The 12,638-nt window shown below is 22.9% G+C and carries 9 protein-coding genes; 8 read left to right on the plus strand and 1 reads right to left on the minus strand.

Annotated features, from left to right (window positions below; translation table 11 throughout):
- Positions 1 to 5 precede the first annotated feature (5 nt).
- Genes AVBRAN_RS05345 through AVBRAN_RS05370 form a run of 6 tightly spaced genes read left to right on the plus strand, consistent with a single transcriptional unit; the run spans position 6 to position 7,544 of the window.
- Positions 6 to 2,858, plus strand: a complete 2,853-nt coding sequence (locus AVBRAN_RS05345) for a glycosyltransferase (RefSeq protein WP_239802659.1) — start codon at positions 6 to 8, stop codon at positions 2,856 to 2,858.
- A complete protein-coding gene (locus AVBRAN_RS05350; protein ID WP_239802660.1) occupies positions 2,855 to 3,568 on the plus strand; it encodes a hypothetical protein in 714 nt (237 codons plus the stop codon). Before AVBRAN_RS05345 ends, AVBRAN_RS05350 begins: the two co-directional genes overlap by 4 nt.
- A gap of 21 nt (positions 3,569 to 3,589) precedes the next feature.
- A complete protein-coding gene (locus tag AVBRAN_RS05355) occupies positions 3,590 to 4,816 on the plus strand; it encodes a hypothetical protein (RefSeq protein WP_239802661.1) in 1,227 nt (408 codons plus the stop codon).
- A gap of 3 nt (positions 4,817 to 4,819) precedes the next feature.
- Complete coding sequence (locus AVBRAN_RS05360; protein WP_239802662.1) at positions 4,820 to 5,257, plus strand: HAD-IIIC family phosphatase; 438 nt, start codon at positions 4,820 to 4,822, stop codon at positions 5,255 to 5,257.
- Positions 5,254 to 6,813, plus strand: a complete 1,560-nt coding sequence (locus AVBRAN_RS05365) for a capsular biosynthesis protein (RefSeq protein ID WP_239802663.1) — start codon at positions 5,254 to 5,256, stop codon at positions 6,811 to 6,813. The genes AVBRAN_RS05360 and AVBRAN_RS05365 overlap by 4 nt, the downstream gene beginning before the upstream one ends.
- A complete protein-coding gene (locus AVBRAN_RS05370) occupies positions 6,813 to 7,544 on the plus strand; it encodes a glycosyltransferase family 2 protein (protein ID WP_239802664.1) in 732 nt (243 codons plus the stop codon). The genes AVBRAN_RS05365 and AVBRAN_RS05370 overlap by 1 nt, the downstream gene beginning before the upstream one ends.
- A 24-nt stretch (positions 7,545 to 7,568) precedes the next feature.
- Here AVBRAN_RS05370 and AVBRAN_RS05375 read toward each other — a convergent pair whose 3' ends face one another.
- On the minus strand, positions 7,569 to 10,088 hold the full coding sequence (locus tag AVBRAN_RS05375) for a CDP-glycerol glycerophosphotransferase family protein (protein ID WP_239802665.1): 2,520 nt from the start codon (positions 10,086 to 10,088) through the stop codon (positions 7,569 to 7,571).
- 37 nt (positions 10,089 to 10,125) lie between these two features.
- Here AVBRAN_RS05375 and AVBRAN_RS05380 point away from each other — a divergent pair, with 37 nt between their 5' ends.
- Both AVBRAN_RS05380 and AVBRAN_RS05385 read left to right on the plus strand, forming a co-directional pair.
- Positions 10,126 to 11,154 (plus strand): glycosyltransferase, encoded by a 1,029-nt coding sequence (locus AVBRAN_RS05380; RefSeq protein WP_239802666.1) that lies wholly within the window; start codon positions 10,126 to 10,128, stop codon positions 11,152 to 11,154.
- Positions 11,151 to 12,557: a phosphomannomutase/phosphoglucomutase gene (locus AVBRAN_RS05385; protein WP_239802667.1), complete on the plus strand. Its 1,407-nt coding sequence runs from the start codon at positions 11,151 to 11,153 to the stop codon at positions 12,555 to 12,557. Before AVBRAN_RS05380 ends, AVBRAN_RS05385 begins: the two co-directional genes overlap by 4 nt.
- Positions 12,558 to 12,638: the final 81 nt, after the last annotated feature.

A 12,638-nucleotide genomic window follows, 5' to 3' on the forward strand; every position in this document is an offset into this window, starting at 1 on the left:
TTTTAATGAATAGTAAGTATTTAGAACATAAAAATAAAAAACTTGAAAAAGAATACCAAGTGCTATCTGAAAAAGTAGATTTACTGGAGTTTGAAATAATTAATCTGCAAGACAAACTTAAAAAAATACAATCTAATGAAGTATTAGACTATCAAAGTTTAATCGAGTTAATATCAAAAAACAAGCTATGTAGGTATGGACTCTATATTGAAACAAACAAACACAAACGTGTCAATAAAATCATAGAATATATTTTAAACTTAAGAATAGTTAGAATATATTTCAAAAAATACATTCCGAGCTTTTACGAGTCTTTATATGTATTAAATAATAAAAACAAAAAAATAAGTAATTTTAATAATAAGTCAATAATTAAAAATATAAATAATGATTGGGTAAATAAATATGAAAAAACTATCGAACGTATATTAGATAGTAACGGTTGTAAATATTATAGTAAATTTGATATAAAAATTGGAATTATATGTGATGAAATATATTTTAATTCTATTGAAAATATAGCTAATTTCACATATTTAACACCAACAAATTGGAAAAATCAATTAAGTAATATTGATGCTTTTATGATTGTATCTACTTGGCGCGGACTAAATGAAGAATGGTTAGGATTAGCAAATAAAACAAGCATAAACAAAATTATAGTACTCGAAATTTTAGATTACTGCAAGAACAATAATATAAAAAGTATATTTTATTCTAAAGAAGACCCACCAAGCTATGAGCAATTTTTAGACTATGCTAAAAAATGTGATTACATTTTAACATCAGATAATGGTAGTGTTGAAAATTATAAAAAAGACTGTAAAAATAATGAAGTATATACTATGAGCTTTTGTATCAATCCAACTCTACATAATCCAATTGGATTAAATGTAATTACTAATAAAGAAAAAGTAGTATTATTTTCTGGTTCGTGGGTAAAAAAATTTTCACAAAGATGCGAGGATTTGACCATACTGTTTGATGGCATCATTAATAGCGACTATAAATTAAAAATTATAGATAGAAATTACCCAAAATTTCAACAATACAGTTATCCAGATAAGTATATTCAATATTTATCACCTAGTGTTGATGTTAAAAAACTATATAAACTACATAAGTTATTTGATTATGCAATAAATGTTAATTCTGTAAAATACTCTGAAACAATGTTTGCTAATAGAGTTATAGAATTGCAAGCATGTGGAATTTTGCTATTTTCTAACTATAACACTGCTATTAGCAATATCGTTCCAACAACAATAATAAATGAAGATTCGCAAGAATTAGTTGCATATATAAACAACCAGAATAACGATTATCTATACGAAAGAAAAATTAATAATATACGGTATATTATCGATAACTTTACTTCATTTGAACTATATAATAGTTTATTTCAATTGATAAAAAAACAAAAACAACAGAATGCAAGATCTATATTGGTAATTTTAAATACAAAAAACGATAGAGTACTAAGAATGTTTCACTGCCAAGATTATCAAAATAAAACATTTATAGAACATAATAAACTTACCGCAGAAATCACAAATCAATATGATATAATAACTTGGTTTAACGAAAAATCTACTTATGATGAATTTTATTTAACAGATATGATAAATGGCTTTAAGTACACAAATGCTAGTTTTATCACAAAAAATACATTCTATGATGCAGACAAACTAATACAAAACAATGAACATAACTATACAAATTTTTTTATCTGTAAAACACATACTATTTTCTGGACAAAAGACTTTCAATATAGTGAGCTGATAGAATTACAAGAAAATACTAAATATACATATAAAAATGGGTATAGCATAGATAGGTTTAATTATAACAAACAAATAGCGGAAAAGAAGCTGCATGATACCCAATACTTAATTTCTATCATAATACCAATTTATAACACTGGACATTATTTATTACATAGATTATTACCAACTCTTATAAATTTACCGTTATTTAAGCAACTAGAAATAATATTAGTAGATGATGGTTCTGATACTCAAACAAAAAATATATTATCATATATTAACAAAAAATTTTTAAATGTGAAGCTTTATAATTTTAGCACATCTAGCGGCTCTGCATCAAAACCAAGAAACAAAGGTATTGAAATAGCTACTTCAAAATATATTGCTTTTTTAGATCCGGATGATGATATTTTAATCGATGGTTATTCTAAATTAATTCAACAAGCTATTGATGGCGATTATGATTTATGTATAGGTAATTTGTTAAAATATCAAAATAATAAGAAAATAAAATTTAATAATTATTTAATATTGCAAAATAAAATAGGAGATAACATACTAGAAAATGTTAACTTTCATGCTCCAAACTTGCAAACAATGATTATCAAAAAATCTTTGCTTAAAAACAACAATTTAATAAACATAGAAGGCGCTGTAGGTGAAGATACTTTACTATCATGGCAATTAATATATACAGCAAAAAATATTAAACTTATCAACACAACAGTTTATGTGTATTATGGTTATCTAACAGATTCCATAACAAATAATATAAAAAAAGATTATTTTGATAAATTACTACGTTTACAAAAACACAAAATTAAATGGTTAAAAAGCACCAATAATCTAGAAAAATTTATGCAATTAAAATATAATCAATATACGGAAAATTGGGTTTTCGATAGAATTTTAAGAGTCAAAGAAGAGGATTTGAATGCTTCTATCAGACTTGTATATGAATATTTAATGATTTATAATGAGTTTTATAATAAAAATAGTATTTTAATAAATAAATTTATTCAACTATATAACAAAAAAGCACTAGCAATTGAAATTATAAATTATATAAAAGAAAAAAAAGGAAAACAATGAAATTTAATTTTATTATGCCTATCATTTATAACAAAGACTTTAATCAACAAATAAAAAATGCATTAAATTGCACATATTACAGTGTAATGCAATCAGCTAATTTTGTTGACTATAATATCGATGTTAATTTCATTGTAGTAGGAACAGATGAAAAATTAATAAGTCAAGATAATATTTTTTATATTAATGCAAATAGCAATATAGAAAAACCAGTTTTAGATAGAGAAAATAAAAGATTAATTGGTTTAAAATACGTATTAAAAAACAATCATAATAGTTGGAATATGTATTTAGAGGCTGGTGATTTAATATCAGAAAACTTCTTTATATTAATATGTGAATATATAAAAAACAATATAAATAGTAAAGCTTTTATATTTAAAAGTGGATATATTAAAACTGAACAAGAAGTGTTATTTGTTAAAGGAAACAATAAAAAATTTTATAAGAATTTCCAATCTTCTATTATTTTTCACGTAAATAGTTTAGATACCATATTTTATCAATTGAATTCTCTAATAAAATCAGTAGAGTTTTTAGTCAATAACAATATTAATTTTATCTTTATAGATGAACCAATAGTATGCTCATTAATCGATAGTAAAGTTTCTTATAATTATTTTTTTTATAATGAAACAACAATAAACAATATAACAAAAGTATTTCAAACCAAAGAGTCTATAAAATCTAATTTTAGATTATATTTCTAAATAAATTAAATGGAGTGTTTTATGAACTATACATTAATTCAAGCGATTAATAATTCTGAAAATGAAGTAATTTCTTATCTAAATAATCTAAAAGAATTAGATATTTTATATAAAGAAATTTTATTTTTAAGAAGTAATATTTATACTAATCCTAATATTTATTATAAATTTAAAAAAATAATTATGAATAACATAGTTATTATTAATCCAAAATATAAGGAATTTTTTAATTTATATTTTTTAATTTCAAATATTAACATAGAAAATATTGAGTATATAAGAATTGAATTAGGAAATCGTTTTTTACATCTGTTACTTTTATCCGAACTTGGCAAAAATCATGAACTAATACAAAAATATATCACAAAATATTTAATAAATTTTGATGAAAAATTGATATATTTATTTAGACAATATTTATGCTCTAAAAATATTTCTTTCTCTGAAATAGACTCAATTTTACAAAATAAAAATAAAAAAGGCAACCTAAGCATTGCTTTAATGGTAAGTGGGCAAATAAGAGGGATTGAACTTGCTGTTCAATCTTGGATAAAAAAATTAGGTCTAGAAGATAACAATATGGAAATAGATGTTTACATATCTACTTGGGATATTAGTTATAGACCTAATAGTATTGATTTTTCTAGAATCGGTAACCAAACAATTATAAACAATTTAAATTTAGAGTTAAGTAAATTTATTAATGATAAAGAAAAATTACATTATCTTAAACAATACCTACCGCCATTGCGTATTACAAAAAGCTATCTATACAAAGTATTCTCAAAAATTGAAAATATTAATAATATTTATATAGATATTGAAGATGAGAAACTTTTTTCAAATTTTACAAATTCTATGAAAATGTATTATAAAATCAATAGATGTTTTAATCAAATAAGTAAACAATATGATTTATACTTAAGAATAAGGCCTGATTTATACATAGAAAATACTAAAATAGACTTATTTGATATCTATGAAGATATATTGAATATGCCTAAAATTTATACTTGCTATCCATATGTATATGAATACTATGGTTTTGGAGTTGATGATAAATTAGCTATATCAAATTACACACTAATGAATACATACTGCAATTGTTGGAATTTATCAAAAAATAAACATAGTCTTATTGGTCACAGAGATTTAGCTGAAAAATTATTTGAAAATAAAATACAAGTTAAAGCAATTTCTGAAATTAAAACAATATTTGTAAATTACAATTTATTAAACAAGGATTAAGCTGTGAAAACCTTAATAATAGATTTAGATGGAACCATAACAGTTGACACAGATTGTGAGTATGATGATAAACCAGTCAATCAAGAAGTAGTTAAAAGACTAATGGAATATAAAAAAATGGGATTTAAATTAGTTATCAACACAAGTAGAAATATGAAAACTTATAAAGGAAATATAGGCAAGATAAATATTAACACTTTACCTAAAATAATAGAGTGGTTAAATAAACACAATGTCCCATATGATGAAATAATTATTGGAAAACCTTGGTGCGGAGAAGATGGATTTTATATAGATGATAAAGCTATTAGACCTAGTGAATTTATATCTAAAAGTTATGACGAAATAAAAGAATTGCTAAATAAAGAAGCTTTGCATCAAAAATCAAATAATTCAAGCGACCATAAAGTTACAAACATTAGTGGGGGGGGGTATAAATGATTATCATAACCTCTGCTCGTTATGTAAATCCGGAACTAGAAACAGAATTTGGAAAAGTACCACCATCGTTTCTACCAGTAGGCGGAAAAAAATTATATGAATACCAATCTTCATTATTTAAAAATATAAATGATAAAATTATACTAACTATACCAAAAAGTTACGAACTAAATAAATATGATAACCTAAAATTAAAAGAACTTAAAATAAATATTCTAAGACTAGATGAAAACTTAACATTAGGGCAATCATTATCTCAGGCAATTTGTTTAAATTTAACTAATACAAATTTAAAAAAAGGTTTAAAAATTTTACATGGTGATACATTTTTTAAAAATTTAAACTTTTTAGATAATAGCATAGGAGTATCAAGAAGCAATGATAATTATAATTGGACTTATCTACTTAAAGATACAAAGCCTATATTCCATATAAAAAATAATCAAGAATTGAATACTAAAGATATACTCAATGGTTTTTTTGAAGTTCAAAACATAAATTATTTTTTAAAATGCCTAATTGAATGCGATTATGATTTTAAACAAACACTATTAAATTATTCAAAAAAATATAATTTTAATTTAAACACAAATCAAACTTGGCTTGATTGTGGTATTGCGACAAATTATTTTAATACCAAAAAGACTATAACCACAGAAAGAGCATTTAATTCCTTAAAAATCATCAATGGTTATGTATGTAAAAGTTCTTCTATGGATAATAGGATAAAAGCAGAACAAAATTGGTTTGGCTCTTTACCAAAGGAATTATCTTTATATATACCTCATTTTTATTTAGAAAATAACAAATACTATACAGAATATCTTTATTTAAATACATTATCAGAGCTTTATGTTTTTGGAAAAATCAATAAAATTACCTGGGAAAGAATATTTTTAAGTTTAAAAAATTTTCTAACTATATTACATAGTCATAAAACAAAAGAAGCAGTTAGCTATGATTATAAATTCAAAACACAACAAAGATTAAAAGAATTCTCTAAAGAAGCTAACTTTAACATTGATAAAAACATTATTTTTAATCAAAAAATTAATACTAGTATAAATGAAATTATAAAGGACATTGATAGTAATCTTATAGAGCAAAAACAAAATAGTTTTATTCACGGAGACTTTTGTTTTAGCAATATTTTATATGATTTTAAATCTGCTTCTATAAAAACAATTGATCCTAGAGGAATGGATTTCAAAAACAACATAACACCTTACGGAAATAGTTCGTATGATTATGCTAAGTTATTTCATTCAATTATTGGACTATATGATTTTATAATTGCAAAACACTATAAATTAAAATTTAAAAACACAAATGACAATTACATAATAGATTTTAGTTTATATAAAAATAAAAGTATTGATGAAATACAAAGTAAATTTTTAGAAATTTTTCAAAATACTTTTAATATAAAAGAGATTTATATTATAACAATTCATCTTTTTTTATCAATGCTTCCGCTTCACAGCGATGATTTAAAAAAACAATATGCCTTACTTGCAAACGCAATAAGATTATATATAGAATTTAAGGAATTATAATGACAATAATATTTCCAATGGCAGGACTTAGTAGTAGATTTTTTAAAGCAGGATATAAAATACCAAAATATATGCTTCTTATAAATAACAATACTTTATTTTATGAAGTAATAAGTGGCTTTAATAAGTATTTTAATGGCTGTAATTTTTTATTTATTTGTAAAAAAGATTATAGCACTAAAGATTTTATTATTAAAGAATGTAAAAAGTTAAATTTAAAAACTTATATGGTTATTGAACTAGATTTTGATACTTTAGGTCAAGCGCATACCGTATACTTAGGTTTAGAAAAGTCTAATATAAAAGATGATATTTTAATTTTTAATATAGATACAATTAGACCTAATTTTCAATTACCAAATGAAGAATTTTTAGCCAATTGTGATGGCTATTTAGAAGTTTTTGAAGCAGATGGAGATAATTGGTCGTTTATTCTACCTGGCACTGATAACTTAGTCTTAAAGACAACAGAAAAAGAACGCATATCATCTTTATGTAGTAGTGGGCTTTATTATTTTAAAAACTCAAACGATTTTATAACAATTTTTCAAACAATGTTAGTAAATAATGAAACTTCAAAAAATGAATATTATATAGCACCTATGTATAACTATCTTATAAAAGATAAAAAAGTAATTAAATACTACCAGATAAAACAAAACGAAATTATCCCCTGTGGAACACCTAATGAATATGAAATGATAATAAAAGAAATTGAAAGCTATAAATAATTTTTTAATATTCAACAAAACTAATTAAAAATTAATTTTTAAATTCTCTTTTAGTATTTTAATAACTTCTGAAATATTTGCACAAATATCACCGAAACCATGCTTATGATAATCAAAATAACCTTTATCATAAATATGGCTATAATATTCTTCTTCGCTAAATTGAAAATATATAATTTTCTTTTTAAGTAATGCAAAATCAAAAGCTATTGATGAATAATCCGTTATTAAAATACTAGCTTTGCATAAATATTCTTGAATATCAATATCTTGCATATTTACAACTTCTACAAAAGAAGATAATTTAAAATCATCTAAATATTCAAGCATTGCAAAATGTGGCATAAAAACTACTTTATATCCATTATTTTTACACAATTCTTCCAATTCTTTACCGGTTAAAAGTTCTTTATAATTTTGATAATATAAACTAGTATAAAATTTATCATTTTTCTTTCTTTTATATGTTTGTTTATCAATTTTATCTGCCAAATACTCTCTCCAAGTAGGAAAAATCAAAATCATCTTTTCTTGTTTAATCGCCCTACTTTTTTCTATAAGTTTTTCAAACCTAGGCATGCCAGTAAGCACAACTTCTTTTGAACTTAGCTTATAATCAGAATAATCACTAACAATAGAATTATATTCATCAGTTGTGCTTGTAATTATTAGCGAAATATCTTTAAAATTAAGCCAGTTTGATATATTATCCTTAGTTACTCCATGTTGTAAAAATATATAATCTTTATTAAATAAAGTATATTTACCAATACCTTTTAATAAATAATTATCAGTATGTGAACTTATAATCTTTCTAGCTTTAAACAATTGTATTTTAAACCAAATTCCAGAACTAGATACTACATTAAAATTCTTGTTTTTTAATCTTATATAATCAGATGAGTTCTTGTCTATGACAAAGGCAATTTTTTGTTCTGGATGATTTTTTTGAATATATTCATAAAGATACTCTGCATTATCATTTGCTTTATACTTCCTATCAGCAAATAACCATAATTCATGTTTTTTATATCCTAAATGATGTCGTATTTCTTGATATATCGCTTCATTTATTTGAATATTTTTACTAAAGCTTTTATTGTTTATATATTCCATAAATTCAAAATTATCTGATTTTATCGTTGTATCATACTGAATACCCAATTGTAAAAAATACTTGATTTTATAATAACTTTTATCTTTATTAACCAATGTTTGATTATTTAACACTACTTCTATATTTTTTATATACCCTACTTCTTTAAGATATATAATTTTCTTATAAATAACAAATTCATCTAATAAATTAATTTGTTGAATTTTAATCAAATCTATATTAAATTTTTTATTGTTTATAAAAATTTCTAGTTTATCTTCTTTTGTAACAGAATAATAACTTATTCTTAAATATTTTTTTGTGTATTTTTCTAAAACACAAGCATTTGTATATTCTAAATAATTTTTATATTTTTTTAAAACTCCTAATAATAAATAATTATTTCTTAATAAAAAAGAATTCTTAATCACATCAACATCTAAATACTTAAATATATCTATTAGTATATTTTCAAGACATTTTTTTTCCTCAATAGCTAAACTAATAACTTTTAAATAATTTTCAATTAGCTCCTTTATCATCCAATAAACATCATAAATAATAGTCTGCTGTATAAAATTAGGGATATACCCTAACTCATTTTGTGTATATTCAAGTAAAGCTAAGTATCCACGAGATGAAACATCTAAAAAATATCTTTTATCTTTTAATTTTTTATCAAGCGTAGAATTACCATCAACTCTTTTTCTATAAAAATATCTAGCATTTTCAATAAATATTGCATCTTTTTCTAAATTATCCAATAAATACTCATTTATAAATTTAGCATCTTCAAAACAAGGTTTTAAATCTTCATCAAATTTAAATTCCTTTATTAATTCAATTTTTATAATTGCACTAGCAGCTGAAAGCTGTATATTTTTATCCAAATCCTTAATTTTAATTGATTTTTTATTTTTATATTTATAATTTAGTGGGTGATTGTCTTTATAAAAATTATCTTTTTCATGGTAAAAAATAATATTTGAACTTACCATCGCTAAATTATTATTTTTTGATATTTCTATATCTATATTTTTAAAAAAGTCTTTATCTAAAAAATCATCAGGGTCTGTAAAAGTCACCCAAGGAGTTTTAACGTATTTTAGTCCAAGATTTCTAGCACTTGCTTGTCCGCCGTTTTCTTTATAAATATAAGTAATATTGTTTGGGTATAGTTTTTGATACCTTTTAATAATATTAACTGAATTATCACTAGAACCATCATCTACCATTATTAATTGAATTGATTTTTCAAACCCTATACTTTGATTTATTATTGAAGTAAAAAAATCATCTAAATATTTTTCTACATTATAAACAGCTGAGACTATTGTGTAGGTTGAATATGATTTATAAGGTAGTTTAAATATTTGTTTTTTAAATAATTTAATTTTAAAATCATAAAAAAATTCATTTAAATGTGTAATTTTATATTTGTATGTCATAATAACCTTTAAAAATTTTTAATATTTTAGGATAAAAATGCAAATCAGTATAATTTCAACTGTGTGTTATAAAAATAAAAAACATTTCATATATAAAAGAGCATTAGAGTTAATTGAATATTTTAAAAATACAAACTATGAATTTATAATATCTGATGCTAGTAAAAATAAAATATTAAAATCTAACTACCCAAATATAAAAATTATACACACTAAATATCAAAATCCATTTTCTCCAGGAATCGCTAGAAACCAAGCAATAATACATTCTAGTAAAAAATATATATTATTTTACGATATTGATTTATTAAATGATGATAATTTTTTTATTAAATTATCAAATAAAGTAAATCAAGAATTAGAAACTAATATAAAAAAATTTATTTTAATTCCATTTGTATATCTAACCAAAACAGGAACACAAGAATTTGAAACAAACAAAAATTTATCTATATTAAAAAATAGCTATTTAGAAGGTTCTAGAAAACTTATAGAAAATATAGGTCTTAATGGGGTTATTATGATTATTAACAAGGAGTATTTAAAAAATATAGGCTTATTTGATATAAATTTTCAAGGCCATGGTGGCGAAGACCTAGAATTAGTTCATAGATTAATTGCAAACAACCCTATCGCAAAAAAACCAAATGATTATTATATTAATGAAACTTCAAATATAGTTGCAAACCTAAAAGGTTTTAGAAAGTATATGGCGTACTATACACTTCCATTATTTTTTGAAGATTTAATATTAATTCATAGATGGCATGATAGACCATTATTTAATAAATTTTATTTCAAAAAATCAACTAACCAAGACTTACTTATAAAAAAAATGAAAGAGTATGATTATAAAAATAATAATGTTTGGAAAGATGAAAGAGAATTACCAGAATTTATAACCTATTTAAAACAATTATGTAAAAAATATAACATTGAAAATAGCATAGGTTTATATTCTTATGATAAAAAATATAATAAATATAGCTTAAAATCTAAATTAAGAAAATTAATTACTAGACCAAAAGATTTTTTTAAAGATATTAAATTAAGGAAAACAAAATGAAGCACATATTTAGAGAATACGATATTAGGGGGATATTTGGCACTGAGATTAGTCCTAGTTTTACTAAGGCTTTAGGTTTTATTTTAGGTAAAATTATGCTAAATAAAAATGCAAAAAGTGTAAGCGTAGGCTATGATGCAAGACTTAGTAATAAAGTCTTAAATAATGCTTTAATTTATGGGCTAAATCGTGCAGGAATTAAGGTTTATTCACTTGGACTTGTTCCTACTCCACTTGGGTATTTTAGCAATTACGCTTATGAAATTGATGCAAATATTATGATAACAGCATCACATAACCCTAAAGAATACAATGGCTTTAAAATCACTATAAATAAAGAAAGTTTTTTTGCAAAAGAGCTTAGTGATATTTATACTGAAGTTGCAAATCACATAAAAGATTTTGATAATAAGATTGAAAATGTCGAATATGAAGAATTAGATATTAAAACAAAATATATTGAGTTTTTGCAAAAAGAATTCGCTCATCTTAAAAACGCCAATATAAATCTAGCAATTGATACGGCTAGTGGTGCAGCTTGTGAAGTTGTAGCAAACATTTTAGATATTTTAAATATTAAATACGCTCACTATTTTAGTGAATTTGATGGCGAGTTTAAATCTCACGAGCCAGACCCAACAGAAGAAGAAAATCTATTTGCTATTAAAAATGAGCTTAATTTTAGCAATTTTTCTCATCATTGCCCTACTCCACTTTATAAAAATAACTATGTTAAAAATACTGCAACACTTGGCTTTGGTTTTGATGGAGATGCTGATAGAATTGTATGTGTTTTAAAAGATAAAATCATTAAAGGTGATGAGCTTTGCTATCTATTTGCAAATAATATTAAAAATCCTAAAATCCTTTGTGAAGTTAAATGCTCAAAAGTGATTTTTGATAAAATTAACGAGCTAGGAACTTGCTCAATGTGTAAAACAGGTCATTCAAATATCAAAAAAGCCATAAAAGAATTAAATGTGGATTTAGCAGCAGAACTTAGCGGACATGTATTTTTTAATGACAAATATTATGGATACGATGATGCGATTTATTCTATGCTAAGAATTATTGAGCTATATTTAAAAAATAATAATTTTATTGATATTTTAAACAACTTACCTAAAGCATATTCAAGTAATGAAATAAAAATAAAAGTAAATGAAAGTGATAAATTTAATATAATAAATACTTATAAAGAAAAAATAAAATCTCTTAATCTAAATGCTAAGCTAATTGAAATTGATGGAGTGAGATTAGAATTTGAAAATGGATTTTCACTACTTCGCGCAAGTAATACTAGTCCTTATTTAGTAGCTAGATTTGAAAGTATTAGTGAAGATAAATTAAAAGAAATCAATGATTTTACCTTTAAACTTTTAAATGAAATAATTAAAAATTAATTAGTTAATAAGTTTAGGTTAATATAACTAAAAAATTTAAAAATACCCCCCCCCACGCTCAATATTACTAAATTGTGGGGG

Source organism: Campylobacter sp. RM12651, from assembly GCF_022369475.1.
GTDB lineage: Bacteria > Campylobacterota > Campylobacteria > Campylobacterales > Campylobacteraceae > Campylobacter_E.

Coding starts and splice junctions, on each gene's coding strand:
- AVBRAN_RS05350 (WP_239802660.1), top strand. CDS start 2,855: ATGAAATTTAATTTTATTATGCCTATCATTTATAACAAAGACTTTAAT.
- AVBRAN_RS05375 (WP_239802665.1), bottom strand. CDS start 10,088: ATGACATACAAATATAAAATTACACATTTAAATGAATTTTTTTATGAT.
- AVBRAN_RS05385 (WP_239802667.1), top strand. CDS start 11,151: ATGAAGCACATATTTAGAGAATACGATATTAGGGGGATATTTGGCACT.
- AVBRAN_RS05380 (WP_239802666.1), top strand. CDS start 10,126: ATGCAAATCAGTATAATTTCAACTGTGTGTTATAAAAATAAAAAACAT.
- AVBRAN_RS05365 (WP_239802663.1), top strand. CDS start 5,254: ATGATTATCATAACCTCTGCTCGTTATGTAAATCCGGAACTAGAAACA.
- AVBRAN_RS05370 (WP_239802664.1), top strand. CDS start 6,813: ATGACAATAATATTTCCAATGGCAGGACTTAGTAGTAGATTTTTTAAA.
- AVBRAN_RS05345 (WP_239802659.1), top strand. CDS start 6: ATGAATAGTAAGTATTTAGAACATAAAAATAAAAAACTTGAAAAAGAA.
- AVBRAN_RS05355 (WP_239802661.1), top strand. CDS start 3,590: ATGAACTATACATTAATTCAAGCGATTAATAATTCTGAAAATGAAGTA.